General features: G+C 68.4%; 18 protein-coding genes. 14 read left to right on the forward strand and 4 right to left on the reverse strand.

The genetic code is table 11. From position 1 onward, the window contains the following. The first annotated feature begins 22 nt into the window (after positions 1 to 22). The 9 genes from AXA74_RS08170 to AXA74_RS08210 are packed head-to-tail and all read left to right on the forward strand — an operon-like array spanning position 23 to position 10,002. Positions 23 to 1,165, forward strand: coding sequence for an aromatic ring-hydroxylating oxygenase subunit alpha (locus tag AXA74_RS08170; protein ID WP_080666473.1), 1,143 nt, complete (start codon positions 23 to 25; stop codon positions 1,163 to 1,165). A gap of 2 nt (positions 1,166 to 1,167) precedes the next feature. Beyond that, positions 1,168 to 2,013 (forward strand): alpha/beta fold hydrolase, encoded by an 846-nt coding sequence (locus AXA74_RS08175; protein WP_029577365.1) that lies wholly within the window; start codon positions 1,168 to 1,170, stop codon positions 2,011 to 2,013. Continuing rightward, entirely contained in the window at positions 2,010 to 3,578 is a 1,569-nt protein-coding gene (locus tag AXA74_RS08180; protein WP_029577364.1) for an ABC transporter substrate-binding protein, read from the forward strand. Before AXA74_RS08175 ends, AXA74_RS08180 begins: the two co-directional genes overlap by 4 nt. Positions 3,579 to 3,631: 53 nt before the next feature. Beyond that, positions 3,632 to 4,585, forward strand: a complete 954-nt coding sequence (locus AXA74_RS08185) for an ABC transporter permease (RefSeq protein WP_032956205.1) — start codon at positions 3,632 to 3,634, stop codon at positions 4,583 to 4,585. After that, a complete protein-coding gene (locus AXA74_RS08190; RefSeq protein ID WP_230584588.1) occupies positions 4,582 to 5,409 on the forward strand; it encodes an ABC transporter permease in 828 nt (275 codons plus the stop codon). Before AXA74_RS08185 ends, AXA74_RS08190 begins: the two co-directional genes overlap by 4 nt. A gap of 1 nt (position 5,410) precedes the next feature. Continuing rightward, the gene (locus tag AXA74_RS08195) at positions 5,411 to 7,069 is read left to right on the forward strand and encodes an ABC transporter ATP-binding protein (RefSeq protein WP_032979387.1); all 1,659 of its coding nucleotides are present in this window, start codon (positions 5,411 to 5,413) and stop codon (positions 7,067 to 7,069) included. Between the two features lie 13 nt (positions 7,070 to 7,082). Next, positions 7,083 to 8,306 (forward strand): NAD(P)/FAD-dependent oxidoreductase, encoded by a 1,224-nt coding sequence (locus AXA74_RS08200; RefSeq protein ID WP_032979386.1) that lies wholly within the window; start codon positions 7,083 to 7,085, stop codon positions 8,304 to 8,306. Positions 8,307 to 8,320: 14 nt separating this feature from the next. Beyond that, on the forward strand, positions 8,321 to 8,935 hold the full coding sequence (locus AXA74_RS08205) for a flavin reductase family protein (RefSeq protein WP_032979385.1): 615 nt from the start codon (positions 8,321 to 8,323) through the stop codon (positions 8,933 to 8,935). A 20-nt stretch (positions 8,936 to 8,955) separates the two neighbouring features. Next, positions 8,956 to 10,002 carry a M29 family metallopeptidase gene (locus tag AXA74_RS08210; RefSeq protein ID WP_029577358.1) on the forward strand — a complete coding sequence of 349 codons (1,047 nt, stop codon included), beginning with the start codon at positions 8,956 to 8,958 and terminating at the stop codon, positions 10,000 to 10,002. Here AXA74_RS08210 and AXA74_RS08215 read toward each other — a convergent pair. The 4 genes from AXA74_RS08215 to AXA74_RS08230 are packed head-to-tail and all read right to left on the reverse strand — an operon-like array spanning position 9,996 to position 13,293. Then, complete coding sequence (locus tag AXA74_RS08215; RefSeq protein WP_032956246.1) at positions 9,996 to 10,877, reverse strand: LysR substrate-binding domain-containing protein; 882 nt, start codon at positions 10,875 to 10,877, stop codon at positions 9,996 to 9,998. The two genes, AXA74_RS08210 and AXA74_RS08215, sit on opposite strands and share 7 nt — an antisense overlap. A 10-nt stretch (positions 10,878 to 10,887) precedes the next feature. After that, entirely contained in the window at positions 10,888 to 11,451 is a 564-nt protein-coding gene (locus tag AXA74_RS08220) for a fumarate hydratase C-terminal domain-containing protein (RefSeq protein WP_029577356.1), read from the reverse strand. Positions 11,452 to 11,461: 10 nt separating this feature from the next. Further along, complete coding sequence (locus AXA74_RS08225; RefSeq protein ID WP_029577355.1) at positions 11,462 to 12,304, reverse strand: fumarate hydratase; 843 nt, start codon at positions 12,302 to 12,304, stop codon at positions 11,462 to 11,464. Positions 12,305 to 12,330: 26 nt separating this feature from the next. Next, positions 12,331 to 13,293 (reverse strand): Bug family tripartite tricarboxylate transporter substrate binding protein, encoded by a 963-nt coding sequence (locus tag AXA74_RS08230; protein ID WP_032979384.1) that lies wholly within the window; start codon positions 13,291 to 13,293, stop codon positions 12,331 to 12,333. A 176-nt stretch (positions 13,294 to 13,469) separates the two neighbouring features. Between AXA74_RS08230 and AXA74_RS08235 the strand changes: the two genes are divergently transcribed. From AXA74_RS08235 to AXA74_RS08255, 5 genes are all read left to right on the forward strand, one after another. Next, positions 13,470 to 14,207: a GntR family transcriptional regulator gene (locus AXA74_RS08235; protein ID WP_032979383.1), complete on the forward strand. Its 738-nt coding sequence runs from the start codon at positions 13,470 to 13,472 to the stop codon at positions 14,205 to 14,207. 35 nt (positions 14,208 to 14,242) lie between these two features. Then, positions 14,243 to 15,190, forward strand: a complete 948-nt coding sequence (locus tag AXA74_RS08240) for a Dyp-type peroxidase (RefSeq protein WP_032979382.1) — start codon at positions 14,243 to 14,245, stop codon at positions 15,188 to 15,190. 120 nt (positions 15,191 to 15,310) lie between these two features. Next, the gene (locus AXA74_RS08245) at positions 15,311 to 15,964 is read left to right on the forward strand and encodes an STN domain-containing protein (protein ID WP_048939976.1); all 654 of its coding nucleotides are present in this window, start codon (positions 15,311 to 15,313) and stop codon (positions 15,962 to 15,964) included. A gap of 9 nt (positions 15,965 to 15,973) precedes the next feature. Then, positions 15,974 to 16,486: an RNA polymerase sigma factor gene (locus tag AXA74_RS08250; RefSeq protein ID WP_032962303.1), complete on the forward strand. Its 513-nt coding sequence runs from the start codon at positions 15,974 to 15,976 to the stop codon at positions 16,484 to 16,486. Beyond that, positions 16,483 to 17,448, forward strand: a complete 966-nt coding sequence (locus AXA74_RS08255; RefSeq protein WP_032979381.1) for a FecR family protein — start codon at positions 16,483 to 16,485, stop codon at positions 17,446 to 17,448. The genes AXA74_RS08250 and AXA74_RS08255 overlap by 4 nt, the downstream gene beginning before the upstream one ends. The last annotated feature ends 4 nt before the right edge of the window (positions 17,449 to 17,452 follow it).

The raw sequence follows: 17,452 nt of genomic DNA on the forward strand, positions 1-17,452 counted from the left end.
CATCAATCAAGGGGTGAACACCATGGCAGTCAAGGAAGTAGCGGTACGCATGTTCGACAAGACCTTCCGCGAGGTGACCCAGGCGTCGCATTCGCCGGGCTTTATCTACCACGACCCGGACGTGCTGGCGCGCGAGGAAGCGGAGATCTTCCGCCGCGACTGGCTCTGCCTGGCGCGCGAGGACGAGCTGGCCAAGCCGGGCGACTATATGGCCTTGCGCGTGCTGCGCGACCCGGTGCTGCTGTGCCGCGATGAGGCCGGCACCGTGCGCGCCTATGCCAATATGTGCTTGCACCGGGGCGTGGAGATCGCCACCGGCAAGGGCAATGCCGAGGAGTTCACCTGTCCTTACCATGGCTGGCTTTATGGCCTGGACGGCGCGCTCAAGGGCGCTTCGTATATGCGCGACGCCGAGGACTTCGACCGCAAGAATTGCCGGCTGCCCGAGCTGAGCGTGGGCCTGTGGGGCGGTTTCATCTTCGTGTCGCTGGCCAAGGAGCCCGTGCCGTTTGCCGATTTCATCCGCGACTTCGACGAGAAGTTCGGCTATATCCAGACCGGCCAGCTGAAGGTGGGCCTGCGCGTGGATGCCGAGCTCAAGTGCAACTGGAAGCTGATGGTGGAGAACTTCATCGACTTCTACCACGTGGGCGTGCTGCACAAAGACTCCATCGGCCGCTTCATGAAAACGGTGGACCTGCCCTATGACCTGCGCGCCAACGGGCAGGTCTTCATCGATGAATACGACGCCGGCACGCTGTCCAAGTCGGGCGACTTGACGTCGCGGCGCATCCCGGCGCTGGAGGGCAAGTCCGACCGTTATTCGGCCACCGGCCTGTTGAGCCCCAACCTCAATTTCTTCGTGCGTCCCGACTACATCTCGGTCTACACCAGCTGGCCGACGGGACCGGAGACCATGCGCTTGTCGGGCATGGTGCTATGGATGCCCGAGACGGTGGACGGCCCGCAGCGCGACCGCGTGGTGGGCGAGTTCAAGGAAATGCTGGACAAGGTGCTGGCCGAAGACTTCTCCATGGTCGAGTCGCTGCAGAACGTCACGCGGGCGGCCTCCTTCGTGCCGGGCCGGATGTCGCGCCTGGAGAAAGGGGTGCAGCACTATATCAAGCACAATCTGGAGCGTCTGTTCGGCGCCGCCGGGGCTTGACGATGGGCGGGCCCATCCAGTATTTCGCCGATGCCGGCGGCATCAATGTGCGCGTGCGCCAATGGGGCCATGCCGGTCCCGCCGTGCTGTGCGTGCACGGCCTCGGCTCGCATGCCGAGATCTGGGACGAGCTGGGCGCCCGCCTGGCCGCCCAGGGCCGTGTCTGCCTGGCCATCGACCTGCCGGGCCATGGCCTGTCCTATAAAGGCCCGGATTTCGACTATCGCGCCGCCGGCCATGCCGCCATGCTGGCCCGCCTGCTCGACAGCCTGGGACAGCAGGCGGTGGACGTCGTGGGTTCTTCGCTGGGCGGCCTGCATGCCGCGGCTTTCGCCACCACGCATCCGGCCCGCGCGCGCAGCCTGGCGCTGATCGGCGCCGTTGGCCTGGCGCCGCTGGCGCCGCAGCGGCGCGAGTGGACCGCGGGCTATCTGGCGCGGATGGACCGGGACGCGGTGGCCGAACGGCTGCGCGCGGGCGTGTACGACCCGGCGCGGGTCAGCGAGGCCTATATCGAGGAAACCTGGCGCATGAACAATTCGGCCGGCGCGGCCGAGTCCTTCGCGGCCATCGGCCGCTATTACCTGGGATCCATCAACGACGACATCCAGACGGACAGGCTGGCCGCCCTGGGCGAACGCCTGCCGCTGATGCTGATCTGGGGCGAGGACGACGTCACGGTCTCCTACGCCGATGCCCGCCAGGCCGCGGCCCGCCTGCCGCGCGCCCGCTTCGAAGCCTTGCCGCGCACGCGGCACATCCCCCATGTCGAGCGGCCCGATGAGGTGGCCCGCTTGCTGTCGCAGCATCTTTCCGCCGTGTCAACGACCGTTCTGGAGTCCGCATGAAGCAAGCCGATCTGTCTTCTTCGCTTACCCGCCGCGATCTCATCAAGGGAGCGGCCACCCTGGGCCTGGGCGCGGCCTGTGGCCTGGTCCTGCCTTTCGGCCAGGCCCGGGCGGCCGAGACGCCCGTCAAGGGCGGCCGCCTGAAACTGGGCCTGGCCGGCGGCCAGACCACCAATACCCTGGATCCGGCGCGCGGCGGCTTCGGCTCGCCGGTCGAGCGCACCATCAACTACACCCTGTACAACACCCTGATCGAGATCACGGAAGACGGCCAGGCCATTCCCGAGATCGCCACGCGCTGGGACGTGGGCCCGGGCGCGCGGGAATGGATCTTCCATATCCGCGAAGGCGTGACTTTCCACAATGGCAAGCCGCTGACGGCCGACGACGTCGTGTTCTCCCTGCGTCGACACACCGGACCGGACACCAAGTCGGGCGCCGCCGGCCTGCTCAAGGAAATCACCACGATCGAGAAGGCCGGGCCGATGCAGGTCAAGGTGGTGCACGCCACCGGCAATGCCGACCTGCACTATCTGCTGTCGGACTACCACCTGAGCATCGTGCCGGACGGCCAGGCCACCATAGATGGCGTGGGCACCGGCCCCTACGTCCTGCAGCAGTACGAGCCGGGCGTGCGCTTTTTGGCCAAGCGCAATCCCAACTACTGGAAGGAAGGCCGCGCGCACGTCGACGAGATCGTGATCAATGTGGTCAACGACGACGCCGCGCGCCTGGCGGCGCTGCAGTCGGGCGAGGTGCAGGTCGTCAACCGCCTGGATCCCAAGACGGTCAAGCTGCTTGAGCGCTTGCCCAGCCTGCGGGTCATCAATGCCAGCGGCAATGCCTTCTATGCCATCAATATGCGGTCGGACCGGGGGCCTTTCGCCAATCCGGACCTGCGCCTGGCCATGAAGTACGCCATCAACCGCAAGCAGATGCTGGACCGTCTGCTCATGGGCTATGGCTCGCTGGGCAATGACCACGCGGTAGGCCGCTACATGCCCTTCTTCGATGCCACGCTGGCGCAGCGCGAGCAGGACCTGGACCGCGCGCGCTTTCACTATAAGAAGTCCGGCCATAGCGGGGCGATCGACCTGCGCACCTCGACGGCGGCTTTCTCCAGCGCCATCGACATGGCGGTGCTGCTGAAGATGGATGCCGAGAAAGCGGGCATGAACATCAATGTGGTGCGCGAGCCGCAGGACGGCTACTGGGAGACCGTGTGGCGCTCCAAGGATTTCATGATCACCTATTGGGCCGGCCGCGCCGTGCCGGACCAGATCTTCACCACCGCCTATTTTTCCAAGGCCGCCTGGAACGACACGCACTGGGCCAACGCCCGCTTCGATGCGCTGCTGCTGGCCGCGCGCACGGAACTGGACCAGGCCAAGCGGGCGCAGATCTACGCGGAGATGCAGGCGCTGATGCGCGATGACGGCGGGCCGGTCATTCCGTTGTTCAACAACTTCCTGGACGGGGCCAGCGCCAAGGTGCGCGGCAACCTGGGCGCGCCCAATATGGAACTGGCCGGCTGCCGCATCGCCGAGCGCTGCTGGCTGGCCTGAAGGCATGGGCGCGCCCACGCGCCCATGTCCGGAATAACAAGGGGGAAATCCGCATGACCTTATTGCGATTGATCGGGCGCCGGCTGGTCTGGGCCCTGATCACTTTATGGCTGGTATCGGTGTTCATCTTCATGGCTGTCGAACTCATGCCCGGCGACGCGGCCGAGGCGCTGCTGGGCAAGGACGCCACGCCGCAGGCCGTGGAGAACCTGCGCCGGGCCTTGCGCCTGGACGAGCCCGCCACCACCCGCTATCTGGCGTGGCTGGGCGACATGGCCGCCGGCAATGCCGGCCAGTCGCTGGTGACGGGCATGCCCATCGCGCCGGTGCTGGGCGAGCGGCTGGGCAATACCCTTTTTCTGGCCGTCAGCGCGGCGCTGGTCGCCGTGCCGCTGGCGCTGGCCCTGGGCCTGCTGTCGGCGCTCAAGCAGGGCACGGCGGCCGACCGCGTCATCTCGGTGGTGTCGCTGGCCTCGATCTCCTTTCCGGAGTTTTTCATGGGCTATGTGCTGCTGCTGGTGTTCGGCCTGCAGCTGGGCTGGCTGCCGGTGCTGTCCACCGTCAATCCGGATATGGCGCTGGGCGAGCGGGTATTGCGCATCGTGCTGCCGGCGCTGACCCTGGTCTGCATGGTCATGGCCTACATGATGCGCATGACCCGCGCGGCCGTCATCAACGTGCTGTCCCATCCCTATATCGAGATGGCCCGGCTCAAGGGCTGCAGCCCCGGCCAGATCGTGCTGCGCCACGCCTTCATCAACGCGGTCGGACCGGTCATCAATGTGGTGGCCATCAGCCTGGCCTATCTGGTGGTGGGGGTGGTGGTGGTCGAAGTGATCTTCACCTATCCGGGCATGGGCCAATGGATGGTGGACGCCGTGTCCAAACGCGATATCCAGGTCGTGCAGGTCTGCGGCCTGGTCTTCGGCGCCGCCTATATCGGCCTGAACCTGGTGGCCGATGTCACGGCCCTGGCTTTCAACCCCAAACTGAGGCACCCGCGATGACGGCGATGATGAATGCCCTGGCCGCCTTCCGGCGTTCGGGCGCGGTGACGCGCATTGCCTTGCTGGTGCTGGCGCTGGTGGTGCTGGCCGTGATCGCCGGGCCCTGGCTCTGGCCGGTGGGCGCCGACGACATGGTGGGCGAGCCCTGGAGCCCGATGAGCTGGGCGCATCCCTTCGGCACCGACCAGTTGGGGCGCGACATGCTGGCGCGCGTGATCGAGGGTGGGCGCAACAGCCTGGCCCTGGCCGCTGTGATCGCCGCCGGCGCCTTCGCGCTGGGCACGGGGCTGGGCCTGGTGGCCGCCTTTTGCTCGGGCGCCGTCGATGCGGTGCTCTCGCGCGTGGTGGACTTGCTGATGTCGTTTCCGCCGCTGATCTTCGCCTTGCTGGTGATCTCGCTGCTGGGCAATTCCATTCCGGTCCTGATCGCCGTGCTGGTGCTGTTCGAGTGCCTGCGCATCTTCCGGCTCACCCGCTCGCTGGCCATGGATATCGCCGTGCAGGACTATGTAGTGGCCGCCCGGCTGCGCGGCGAAGGCCTGGGCTGGCTGCTGGGCCGCGAACTGCTGCCCAACGCCATGGGGCCGCTGGCTGCCGAGCTGGCCATCCGCTTCATGTTCAGCCTGCTGTTCATCAGTTCGCTCAGTTTCCTGGGCCTGGGCGTGCCGCCGCCGGCCGCCGACTGGGGCGGGATGGTGCGCGATAACGCGCCGGCCATCGGCTTCGGCCTGACCGCGCCGCTGTTTCCGGCGGGCATGATCGCCGTCGTGGCGGTCTGTGTGAATTTGCTGGCGGACGCCCTGCTGCGCCGCAAGGATGCTTGAGATGACCTCGCCATTGATCGATATCCGGGATCTGCGCCTGGCCACCTCCGCCACGCCCTCGCGCGAACTGCTCAAGGGCCTGAGCCTGACGCTGCGCGCCGGAGAGGTGCTGGGCATCATCGGCGAATCGGGCGCGGGCAAGTCCACCCTGGGCCTGGCGGCCCTGGGACACTTGCGCGCCGGCGTGCGTCACGCGGGCGGCCAGGTGCTCTACCGCGGCCAGGACCTGCTGGCCATGCCGCTGGCCCAGCGTAATCGCCTGCTGGGCCGCAAGCTGACCTATGTCGCCCAGTCGGCATCGGCCGCCTTCAATCCCGCCTATACCCTGGGCCGGCAGATGACCGAAACCCTGGTGCGCGACGGCATGCCCCGCGAGGCGGCGCGCCAGCGCATGGTGGCCTTGCTGCGCAAGCTGGACCTGCCCGACCCGGAGCACTTCGGCGAACGCTATCCGCACCAGGTCTCGGGCGGACAGCTGCAGCGCGCCATGACCGTGATGGCCATGGTGTCCGAGCCGGAGATGGTGGTCTTCGACGAGCCCACCACCGCGCTGGACGTGACCACGCAGCTGGAGGTGCTGGCGGCCATCAAGAAGGCCATCCAGGGCCAGCAGAGCGCGGCGCTCTATATCAGCCACGACCTGGCCGTGGTGTCGCAGATCTGCGACCGCATCATGGTCTTGCGCCACGGCGAGCTGGTGGAGGCGGGGCCGGCGCGCCAGGTGGTCGATGACCCGGCGCGCGGCTACACCCGCGAACTGCTGGCGGTCAGCCGCCACCGCGGCGCGCCCGAGCCCGTGAGCCAGGAGGACGCCATCCTGTCGGTCGACGGGTTGTCGCTCAGCTACGGGCCGGTGCAAGTGCTGCACGATGTCTCGCTGCGGCTGCGGCGCGGCACCACGCTGGCCGTGGTGGGCGAGTCCGGCAGCGGCAAGTCCACCCTGGCCAAGACCATCGTAGGCCTGGTGCCCGGGCCGCGGCAGACGCTGCGCTTTGATGGCCAGGTGCTGCCGGCGGCCTTGCGCGAGCGCTCGCGGGACACCCTGCGGCGTATCCAGCTGGTGTTCCAGACGCCCGACACGGCGCTGAACCCCAGGCTGACCATCGGCGAATCGCTGGGCCGGCCGGTGGCTTTCTACCATGGCCTGCCGGCCCCGGCCGTGGCGCGCCGCGTCGATGAGCTGCTGGCCGAGATCGAGCTGCCGGCCGAGGTGGCCCGCCGCTATCCGGGCGAGTTGTCCGGCGGACAGAAGCAGCGCGTCTGCATCGCGCGCGCGCTGGCCGCGCAGCCGGATGTCATCATCTGCGACGAGGTCACTTCGGCCCTGGACCCTCTGGTGGCGCAAGGCATCATTGCCCTGCTGGCCCGCCTGCAACGCCAGCGCGGGGTATCGTACATATTCATCACCCACGACCTGGGCACCGTGCAGAGCATCGCGCACGACATCGCGGTCATGCGTGGCGGAAAGGTGGTCGACAGCGGCAGGCGAGACGACGTGCTGCCGCCGCGCCATCCCTATACCAGGCTGTTGTTCGGCGCCGAACCCCGCACCGAGGCAGGCTGGCTTGAACAGGCGCTGCGCGGGCGTTCGCGCGGCGAAGCCGGAGTTTCCGGCGAGTTGCAAAAGGCGGTGCCCGACGCACCCATGAGTATCGGCTGACAAGGAAGCATAAATGACGGAAACCATCGTGATCGCGGGCGCGGGACATGCCGCGGGCAAGGCGGTGCGGGTCCTGCGCGAGGAGGGCCATACGGGGCGCATCGTGCTGGTGGGCGAGGAAACCCATCTGCCCTACGAGCGTCCGCCGCTGTCCAAGGAGTATCTGAACGGCGCGCGCACGCTGGAGCAGTGCGCGATCAATCCGGCCGCCGCCTATGACGGCGTCGAGCTCTTCCTGGGCCAGCGCGCGCTGGCGCTGGACCCCGAGGGCCATGTGCTGTCCACCACGGCCGGCATGCTGCGCTACGACAAGCTGCTCATCGCCACCGGCGCGCGGGCGCGCGCCTTCCCCGGGCTGCCCGCCGCGCATCCGCGCGTGCATGTGCTGCGCGGCGCCGACGATGCGCTGCGGCTGCGCCAGGCGCTGGTGCCGGGCCGCCATATCGTGCTGATCGGCGGCGGCTTCATCGGCCTGGAGGTCGCCGCGACCGCGCGCGGCCTGGGCTGCGAAGTGACGGTGCTGGAATCCGCCGACGTGCCGCTGGCCCGCGTGACCGGCCGGCAAGTGGGCCGCTATGTCGAGTCGGTGCATCGCGCCCATGGCGTGAAGCTGCAGACCGGCAGGGTGGTCACGGGCGTGCGGACGCATGACGACGGCGTCGAGGTCAGCTGCCAGACCGGCGAGACCTGGCGCGCCGACGCCCTGGTGGTGGGGATAGGCGTGGTGCCCAACGTGGAGTTGGCGCGCGAGGCCGGCATCGAGTGCGAGGACGGCATCGTGGTCGATGCCCACGGCCGCAGCAGCGTGCCGGATGTCTATGCCACCGGCGATGTGACATCGCACCCCAACCGCCATTACGGCCGCCGCATCCGGCTCGAAACCTGGGAGAACGCCGAGAAACAGACGGTGGCCGTGTGCCGCAGCATGCTGGGCCGCGAGACTGCTTATGACGAGATCCCCTGGATGTGGACCGACCAGTTCGGTATGAACCTCCAGGTCGTGGGCCTGCCGGGTCCGGTGGACCAGGCCGTGGTGCGCGGCGATCCGGCCAGCGGGCGCTTCATCAGCCTGTCGCTGCATCAAGGCTGCCTGACCTTCGCGGTGCTGGCCAATATGGGACGCGAGCGCCGGGCGCTGACCACGCTCATCGCCAACCGCACGCCGGTATCGGTGGCCGACCTGGCGAATGACGCGATCAACCTGCGCGATCTGGCCCGCCAGACCGCGGCGGCCTGAGCGAGGAGCGACCTGTGTTCTATCACTGCGACCGCAACGACCACGGCCTGCCTTACAACCCGTTCAAGGCCTGCGTCATTCCGCGCCCCATCGGCTGGGTGTCCACCCGCTCGCGCGCGGGCGTGCCCAACCTGAGCCCCTTCAGTTTTTTCTCGGCCGTCAATGAGCGCCCGCCCATGGTGGCGTTCTGCGCCAACGGCCGCCACGTGGCCGGCGGCGAAAAAGACTCCGTCCTGAACGCCCGCGAGACCGGCGAGTTCGTCGTCAATCTCGCGACCTATGCCTTGCGCGATGCCATCAACGCCTCGTCCGCCTCGGTGGAGCGCGATGTGGACGAATTCGGCCTGGCCGGCGTGACCGCCGTGCCCGCCCGGCTGGTCAAGGCGCCCTGCGTCAAGGAATCCCCCGTCCACCTGGAGTGCGCGGTGCACGACATCCTGGAGCTGCCCAGCAGCGAGGAGGGCTGGATCAGCCGCATGGTGATCGGCCGCGTGCTGGGCATCCATGTCGATGACGCCATGATCGAAGACGGGATGGTCAAGGCCGAGCGGCTGCAAGCCATCTCGCGGCTGGGCTATATGGATTACGCCGTCACGCGCGAAGTCTTTCAACTGAACCGGCCCGCCTGAGGGCCGACAAGGGGGTTTCGATGGGCCTGTCCGCCATCAAAGATCATCGTCTGTCCGCCGCCGCCCGGGTGCTGGTGAGCGGGCATTTCGCCGTCCAGGCGGGAGAGTGCGTGCTGATATCGGCCGATACGCGCACCGACCCCGAACTGCTCGATGCCGTGTTCGGGGCGGTGTGCGAGGCGGGGGCCACGCCCCTGCTGGCGACCTTGCCCAAGCTGCCTTTCCAGGGCGCGTTGGCCGACCCCTATCTGCCGCGGGCTTTCGCGGCCGCCGCCGCCCAGGCCGACGTGTGGCTGGATTTCAGCTTTCCCTATATGGCCGGCTCGACGCCGCATGACGAGGCCATCAAGGCCGGACGGGTGCGCTACGGCCTGCTGGCCCTGCCCGATGGCGCCAGCCTGGCGCGCGTCTACGGCGGCGTGGATTTCGGCGCGCTGATGGATTTCCAGGTGGCGCTGGCCGAGTACCTGGACTCGCGCGCCGGCGCCGAGGCGCATTTCACCTGCCCGCTGGGCAGCGACGCCCGGTTCATCCTGCAGCCCGTCAAGCTCAAGCGCCACCGCGTGGCCAATGTGCCCGGCATCCATACGGTGCCGGGCGCGCAGAGCCTCTATCCGCAGCTCGACAGCGTGCGCGGGCGCATCGTGCTGCAGGCCCTGTTCGACGAGGTCTACCGGCCGCTGCGTCGTCCCATCACGCTGGAGGTCGACGGCCGCATCCGGGGTTTCTCGGGCGCGGGCGCGGAGGACGCGCCGCGCCTGGAGCGGGCCCTGCGCCGCGCGGGCAATGGCGAGTACGGCTATTTCGTGCATTTCACGCTCGGCTTTCATCCGGCGGCCTGTTTCACCGGCACCAACTTCATCGAGGACATCCGCCTGCCGGGGACCAACGCCATCGGCATGGGGCTGCCCTGGTGGGAACCGGGCGGCGGCGAAAACCATCCCGACGGTGTCGTGTTCGACCAGACCCTCTCGGTCGACGCAGAGGTGCTGGTCAAGGACGGGCGCTTCCAGGGGCCGGCCGCGCTGCGCGGGCTGCATGAGCGGCTGGTGCCGCGCTTTTACTGAGCGGCGCGTATGCCGGCGATCAGGGCCTGCACGTAGCGCGGCGCGGGTTGGCGCAAGACGATGCTGCGCTCGCGCCGCGCCCAGGCCTCGTCCAGGTCCAGCAGCGTCAGGCCCGCCTGGTGGCGGCGCGCCGCCGAGGCGGGCAGGATGCCGATGCCCACGCCGGCCTCGACCATGCGGCACAGGGCGTCGAATCCGCTGACCTGCACACGCCACTGGGGCGCCCGCCCCGCCTCGGCGGCTTGCTGTTCCAGGAAATGCAGCAAGCTGCTGCCGGCGTGCATGCCGACTTGCGGATAGTCCAGCGTCGCGGCAAAGCGCACCCCGCTTTGCGCGGCCAGCGCATGCCCGTGGGCCACCGCCACCACCAGGCGGTCGGTCGAGAAGGGGATGACCCGCAGGCCGCGAACGGCGACCGGTCCGGCGACCACGCCCAGGTCGGCCGCGCCGTCGCGCACGCCCTGGGCGATATCCGGGTTGAGCTTTTCTTCCAGCGTGACGCTGATGGCCGGATGGCCGCGCAGGAAGTCGCGCAGCACGGCCGGCATGAATTCGCTGACGGCCGTGGTGTTGGCGTAGATGCGCACATGGCCGGTGATCTCCTGGCGGTGGCGGTCCATGGCGCTTTGCAGCAGCGCGGCATGCCGCATCATGCGCCGGGCGTGGCGCAGCAGGGTCAGGCCGGCCGGCGCCAGGGTCACGCCGGTGGGCTCGCGGTACAGCAGGCGCAGGCCCAGCCGGGCCTCCAGCGCCTTGATGCGCAGGCTGGCGGCGGCCAGCGACAGCGGCATGGCGCGGGCGGCCCGGGTGAGGCTTTTCTCCTCGGCCACCAGGATGAACAGGCGCAGGTCGGCCAGGTCAAAGCGGGGGGACATGACGACGGGATCAGCCGGCCAGCCGGGCACGGTATTTGGCGACCTCCTCATCGTAGAGGTCGCGGCCATGCGCGTCATTGGTGACCAGCAGCGGGAAACCCTCGATCTCCAGGCGCTGGATGGCTTCGGTCTTCAAGTCTTCGTAGGCCACGACGGTGGCGCGCTTGATGCAGGCGAACAGGGTGGCCGAGATGCCGCCGATGGCCGAGAAGCAGACCGCCACATTGCGCCGGCAATTCTCGCGCAGGGCCGGGCCGCGGTTGCCCTTGCCGATGGCGGCCTTCACGCCGTGGTCAAAGAGCACGGTGGCATAGGGGTCCATGCGATAGGCCGACGTGGGGGCGACCACGCCGATGGCGTGTCCGGGCATGGTGGGGCCGGGCCCGCCGTAGAACACCGTCTGCCCGCGCAGGTCCACCGGCAGCGGCAGGCCCTGGCTGAGCAAATCGACCAGGCGCTTGTGGGCGGCGTCGCGCGCCATGTAGATCGTGCCGCTGAGCAGCACTTCGTCGCCGACATGCAATTGGCGGATGACCTCGTCAGTCAGCGGCGTGGAAAGCGTATGAATGGCCATGCGGAAGTCCTCAGAGGATGGCGGTCTTGCGGCGCGAGGCGTGGCATTGGATGTTGACGGCGACCGGCAAGGCGGTGATGTGGCAGGCATAGGTTTCCACCGCCACCCACAGCGCGGTGCTGGAGCCGCCGTAGCCTTGCGGGCCGATGCCGCTGCGGTTGATGGCCTCCAGCAGCTCGGTCTCCAGGGCGGCGATATGGGGCGCCTCATGGTGCTGGCCGATATCGCGCAGGATGGCCTTCTTGGCGATCTCGGTGACCTTGTCGAAACTGCCGCCCAGGCCCACGCCCACGGTCAGCGGCGGACACGCCGCGCCGCCGGCCGCTTCGATGGCATTGAGCACGAAGCGCTTGACGCCTTCGACGCCCTCGCCGGGCAGCAGGAACTTCATCGTGCTCCAGTTTTCGCTGCCGCCGCCCTTGGGCAGCACGGTGATGCGTATCTGGTCGCCGGGCACGATGTCGGTATGGATGACGGCGGGCGTGTTGTCATTGGTATTGACCCGCAGCAGCGGGTCGCCCACCACGGACTTGCGCAGATAGCCTTCGGCATAGCCTTTGCGCACGCCGGCGTGCACGGCCTGCTGGTAGTCGCCGCCGACGATGCGCACGTCCTGGCCCACATCGACATAGACGATGGCCAGGCCCGTGTCGTGGCAGTACGAGACATCGTTCTCGCGCGCGATGCGGTCATTGTCGATGAGCTTGACCAGCACGGACTTGCCCAGCGGCGAGATTTCCGTCTGGCGGGCGCGTTCGAAGGCGGCCAGTACATCGTCGGGCAGCTTGCGGCAGGCCTCGATGCAGAGGGTGGCGATACAGTCGGTGATCTGGTCGGTATGTATTTGGCGCATGGCGTATTCAAAGAGGGAAGGGGGCCTCAATCCAGCTTGACCTGGGCGTCGTTGACGATGCGCGTCCATTTGGCGACTTCGCCGCGGAGATAGTCCTGGAATTGCTGGGCCGTCTTGGGCTTGGCCGGGGTGAGCGCCAGCGTCTGGAAGCGCTGTGCCACCTCGGGCGCGCGCAGGATCTCGTTGACCTGGGTGTTGAGGGTTTCGATGATGCGCGGGTCGGTGCCCTTGGGCGCCAGCAGGCCGAAGAAGGCCACGGTGCTGAAGGCTGGATAGCCCTGTTCATGCAGCGTGGGCAGATCGGGCAGGTAAGGGCTGCGTTCATTGTCCAGCACGGCCAGGGCGCGCAGCTTGTTGGCCTTGATCTGCGGCAGGATGGCCGGCAGGGAATCGGAGGTGGCCGGGATCAGCCCGCCGATGACCTGGGTCTGGGCTTCGGCGCTGCCCTTGAAGGGAATATGCACCATCTTGATGCCGGTCTCGTCATTGAAGACCTCCATCGTCAGGTGCTGGGTCGAGCCGTTGCCGGCCGAGGCATACGACAGGTCGCCTTTTTTGGCGGCCTCGACCAGCTGGGCGACCGACCGGATGCCGGATTGCGCGCCCACGGCCAGGATCTGGGGCGTGGCGGCGATATCGGCCACCGCCGCGAAGTCTTCCAGCGGCTTGTAGGCCAGGCGCGAGTACAGCGAGGGCGCGATCGCGAAGGGCCCGGTGCTGGTCAACAGCAAGGTGTAGCCGTCGTTCTGGGCGCGGGCCGCATAGCCGGTGCCCAGCGTGCCGCCGGCGCCGGCCTTGTTCTCGATGATGAAAGGCTGCCCGAGCTTCCTGGCCAGCTGTTCGCCCACGGTGCGGGCGATGATGTCGCCCGTCTGTCCGCCGGGGAAGGGCACGATGATGGTGACCGGCTTGTCGGGGTAGGCGGCCCAGGCCGAAGCCTGGGTGAAGAGGGCACAGCCCAGGGCCAGGTATTTGATGCGTTGCAACATGAGGGGGTCTCCTCCCAGCGGCGTGAGCGCGCGGTTTTAATAGTAGATACCATTTAATGGTACGTACTATTCTAGAGAGCGGCGGCCCGCTTCGTCAATCGGCATGGCGGCGCGCCGGCGGCGGGGGACGGGCTCGGTACAATACGGCGGCCCGCGCCACCATCAAGAAGCCCACCATGGATGTCCGTTACACCGAGCTTGCGAGCGTGCTGGTCAAGCAAATCACCGAAGGCCCCTTGCAGGTCGGCGACCAACTGCCCAGCGAAGTCGCCCTGGCCGAAGAACATGGCGTCAGCCGCACCACGATACGGTCGGCCCTGAACATCGTCGAAGGGCTGGGCCTGATCAGCCGCAAGCGCCGCGCCGGGACGGTGATCGTGGCCAAGGAGACGCGCAACAGCTACACCAAGTCGCTCCATAACATCGAGGACCTGGTCAACTACGCCAGCTACACCGAACGCACCATCATCGACATCTCCGATGCGGTGGCCGACGAGCAGCTGGCCGCCGCGCTGGAGTGCCGCCCGGGCCAGAAGTGGCTCAAGATCCGCATGCTGCGCACCGAAAAAACGCCCGAGCGCGCGCCGGTGTGCTGGACCGACGCCTACCTCGATCCCAAGGAGGGCCTGCCCATCCTGGACCAGATCCAGGATGGCACCGGCCTGCTGTGCACCCTGATCGAAAAAAACTCCGGCCGCGCCGTGCTGGACGTCAAGCAGGAGATCGCGGCCACCTCGCTATCCGAAGGGGTCGCCCCCTATCTGCGGGCCACGCCGCACATGCCGGCGCTCGAAATCACGCGCCAGTACCTCGACCAGGCCAAGCAGAAATTCCTCATCACGGTCAGCACCTATCCGGCCGACAAATTCCGCTTCACCTTCTGGATGCACCGCGCCAAGGCCACCGAGCTCTAGGCGTTCCGTTTCCCTTCCCGAGCGAGTCCCTCACCATGTCCATCCTGTCCCAGGCCGTCTGTGCGCCGGTCACGCGCAGCGCCTTTTTCCTGGTCGCCACGGTCAAGCCCGATGCGCGCAGCTGCGCCACGGTGCGCGAGTGCTGCGCCGATATCGCGGCGCTGGTGCGCTCGGTCGGCAAGCGCGTGCCGGACGGCCAGCTGTCCTGTGTGCTGGCCTTCAGCGCCCAGGTCTGGCCGCGCCTGTTCGGCGGTCCGGCGCCGGCCGGCCTGCATCCCTTCCGGGAATTCGGCGAGGGTGAACGCCGCGCCGTCGCCACCCCCGGCGATCTGCTGCTGCATGTGCGCGCCGACCGCCAAGACCTGGGCTTTGAACTGCTGACCCAGCTCATGACGCGCCTGCAAGGAGCGGTCGACGTGGTGGACGAGGTCCAGGGGTTCCGCAATTTCGACATGCGCGCCATGATCGGCTTTGTCGACGGCACCGAGAATCCCGAGGGCGAGGCCGTGCCGGCCTTCACGCTGGTCGGCGACGAAGATCCCGGCTTCCGTGGCGGCAGCTACGTCCTGGTGCAGAAATACCTGCACGACATGACCGCCTGGAACGCGCTCACGGTCGAGCAGCAGGAGCGCATCATCGGCCGCCGCAAGCTCTCGGACATCGAACTGGACGAAGAGACCAAGCCCGACTGGTCGCACAGCGCGCTCACCACGCTGGAGGACGAGGCGGGCAACGAGGTCAAGATCCTGCGCGACAACATGCCTTTCGGCCGCCCCGGCCATGGCGAGTTCGGCACCTACTTCATCGGCTATGCGCGCTCGCCCCGGCCCATCGAGCAGATGCTGGAGAACATGTTCGTCGGCAAGCCGCCAGGCAATTACGACCGCCTGCTGGACTTCTCGCGCGCGGTGACCGGCGGCCTGTTCTTCGCTCCCTCGGCCACCCTGCTCGAAGCCCTCGCCGAGCGCGCGCCCCAGGCCTGACCGCCACGGCCGCCCGGTCCGTTAGCAGCTGTAACGGATCGGTCATGCGCGCTGGCTACGATACGGCCCTCGAGAGGCGACGGTGTCGGCGCGGCGCCTTTTCTTCTTGGGAAGGCGCGTATGGTGGGCGGGGATAGGTCGGGCATATCGGTGCTGCGCCAGATGGGGCGGATGCTGGCCTGCGCCGGCATGCTGATGGCCCTGGCGCCGGCCCATGCCGGCGCGGAGGGCGGACTGATCCAGTTCGATATCCCGGCCCAGCCGCTCGATGGCGCGCTGCTGGCCTATACGCGGGCGACGGGCTTGTCGGTGCTGGTCTCCAGCCGACTGAGCCAGGGGCAGTACGGCAGCGCGGTGCGCGGCCGCTATACGGCGCGCCAGGCGCTGGACCGCCTGCTGGCCAGCACACCCCTGCAAGCCCGCTATGTCAGCGATTCGGCATTCACCCTGGTCGCGCCCGGGCCGCAGGGCCAGGCGGCCTTGAAGAACTATGCGGGCGTCATCCAGCGCACCCTCACGCGCGCCTTGTGCCATTCGCAGGCAGAGGCGTTCGGACGCTATCGCGCCGGCCTGCGGCTGTGGTTCACCCCGGCAGGGGCCATCGAGCGGGCCGAGCTGGTCTCCAGCAGCGGCCTGGGCGACACGGCCCTGCCCGACCGGCTGCGCGGCCTGTTGATGGACCGCCCGCCTCCGCCGGGCTTGGAGCAGCCGGTCGGCATTCTATTGACCCAGCATGCCGATCCCGCGGCCGTGTGCCGTGCGGCGGCGCATTGAGGAGCGGGGATGTCGGTCAGCCTGCGCGAGGTGTTTCTCAACCATTACGGGGCGTTGCGCAAGCGTCTGCAGTTGCGCCTGGGCTGCGAGGACCAGGCCAATGACGCGATGCAGGAGGCCTGGCTGCGCGTGGACGCCCTGGTCGATGACGCCAAGGTGGAATACCCCTCGGCCTATCTGTTCCGCATCGCGGTCAATATCGCCGAGGACAACCGGCGCAGGGAGGCGCGCGTGCTATCGCTCGATGAGGTGGAAGCCCTGTATGACATGGCCGATGAAATGGCCGACACCGCGCGCATCGTGGCCGCGCGTTCGGAATTGCAGGCGCTGGAAGAGGCGCTGGAATCCTTGCCCCGCCGGCGGCGGGCCATTGTGATGGCCGCCCGGGTGGAAAACCTCACCCACCGCGAAATCGCGGAGCGTTTCGGCGTGTCCATGAGCACGGTGGAGAACGAGTTGCGCGTCGGGCTGGCCTATTGCTGCGATCGCCTGGGCCGGCGCGCGCGAGGAGGCCGGGTATGAAGCCTGCCGATGCGGCGATACCGCCCGCGCTGTGGCGCGAGGCGCAGCAATGGGTGGTGCGGCTGGCTTCCGGCCAGGTGACGGCCGGCGAGGGCCAGGCTTTCTCGCGCTGGTGCCGCCAGAGCCGCCTGCACGCCACGGCTTTCGCCCAGGCGCGCTCGGTGTGGCGCGAGCTGGAGCCGGCGGCCCGCCGCGTGGCCCATCGCGAAACCCTGGCCCCGGCCGGGCGCGGCCGTCCGGCGCTGGCGCGGCGGGCTTTCCTGGGCACGGCGGCCGCCGCCGGCGCGGTCTATCTGGCCCTGCGCCCGCCCCTGGGGCTGTGGCCGGGCCTGGCCGAGATGGGCGCCGATTTCCACACCGCCACCGGCGAACAGCGCGAAATCCAACTGGCCGGCGATGTGCAGGTGCTGATGAATACACAGACCCGGCTGTCGGCGCCCGCGCCCGGCGCGCTGACGCTGCACTCGGGCGAGGCGGAGTTCGCCCTGGGCAGCCGGCCGCCGGGGGCGGCGCCGCTGCGGGTGCGCGCGGGGCAAGGCACGGTGGTGGCGCGGGCGGGCCGCTTCAATGTGCGCAGCCTCGGCGATCGCCTGTGCGTGACCTGCATGCGCGGAGAAGTCGAGGTGGAATATGGCGCCCGCACGGTCAGCTTGGGCGCCGACCAGCAGCTGGCCCTCGGTCCGGGCGAGCGTGGCCAGGTCGAGCCCGCCAGCCCGGCCGCCCTGGCCTGGCAGCGCCGCCTGCTGGTGTTCAACAAGGTGCCCTTGTCGGAGGTCGTCGATGAGGTCAACCGCTATCGCCGCGGCCGGCTGGTGCTGATGGGCGATGCGCTGGGACGCAATCTGGTGCAGGCCAGCTTTCCGCTGGAGCGCCTGGATGACGTGGTGGCGCTCATCCGCGATGCCTATGGCGCCTCGGTGACCCATTTGCCGGGCGGGGTCGTGGTGCTGCGGCCGGCCTGAGTGC

The sequence above is a fragment of the Bordetella hinzii LMG 13501 genome (assembly GCF_001548475.1).
In the GTDB taxonomy this organism is placed as follows: domain Bacteria; phylum Pseudomonadota; class Gammaproteobacteria; order Burkholderiales; family Burkholderiaceae_B; genus Bordetella; species Bordetella hinzii.

Coding starts and splice junctions, on each gene's coding strand:
- AXA74_RS08170 (WP_080666473.1), top strand. CDS start 23: ATGGCAGTCAAGGAAGTAGCGGTACGCATGTTCGACAAGACCTTCCGC.
- AXA74_RS08175 (WP_029577365.1), top strand. CDS start 1,168: ATGGGCGGGCCCATCCAGTATTTCGCCGATGCCGGCGGCATCAATGTG.
- AXA74_RS08180 (WP_029577364.1), top strand. CDS start 2,010: ATGAAGCAAGCCGATCTGTCTTCTTCGCTTACCCGCCGCGATCTCATC.
- AXA74_RS08185 (WP_032956205.1), top strand. CDS start 3,632: ATGACCTTATTGCGATTGATCGGGCGCCGGCTGGTCTGGGCCCTGATC.
- AXA74_RS08190 (WP_230584588.1), top strand. CDS start 4,582: ATGACGGCGATGATGAATGCCCTGGCCGCCTTCCGGCGTTCGGGCGCG.
- AXA74_RS08195 (WP_032979387.1), top strand. CDS start 5,411: ATGACCTCGCCATTGATCGATATCCGGGATCTGCGCCTGGCCACCTCC.
- AXA74_RS08200 (WP_032979386.1), top strand. CDS start 7,083: ATGACGGAAACCATCGTGATCGCGGGCGCGGGACATGCCGCGGGCAAG.
- AXA74_RS08210 (WP_029577358.1), top strand. CDS start 8,956: ATGGGCCTGTCCGCCATCAAAGATCATCGTCTGTCCGCCGCCGCCCGG.
- AXA74_RS08215 (WP_032956246.1), bottom strand. CDS start 10,877: ATGTCCCCCCGCTTTGACCTGGCCGACCTGCGCCTGTTCATCCTGGTG.
- AXA74_RS08220 (WP_029577356.1), bottom strand. CDS start 11,451: ATGGCCATTCATACGCTTTCCACGCCGCTGACTGACGAGGTCATCCGC.
- AXA74_RS08225 (WP_029577355.1), bottom strand. CDS start 12,304: ATGCGCCAAATACATACCGACCAGATCACCGACTGTATCGCCACCCTC.
- AXA74_RS08230 (WP_032979384.1), bottom strand. CDS start 13,293: ATGTTGCAACGCATCAAATACCTGGCCCTGGGCTGTGCCCTCTTCACC.
- AXA74_RS08235 (WP_032979383.1), top strand. CDS start 13,470: ATGGATGTCCGTTACACCGAGCTTGCGAGCGTGCTGGTCAAGCAAATC.
- AXA74_RS08240 (WP_032979382.1), top strand. CDS start 14,243: ATGTCCATCCTGTCCCAGGCCGTCTGTGCGCCGGTCACGCGCAGCGCC.
- AXA74_RS08245 (WP_048939976.1), top strand. CDS start 15,311: ATGGTGGGCGGGGATAGGTCGGGCATATCGGTGCTGCGCCAGATGGGG.
- AXA74_RS08250 (WP_032962303.1), top strand. CDS start 15,974: ATGTCGGTCAGCCTGCGCGAGGTGTTTCTCAACCATTACGGGGCGTTG.
- AXA74_RS08255 (WP_032979381.1), top strand. CDS start 16,483: ATGAAGCCTGCCGATGCGGCGATACCGCCCGCGCTGTGGCGCGAGGCG.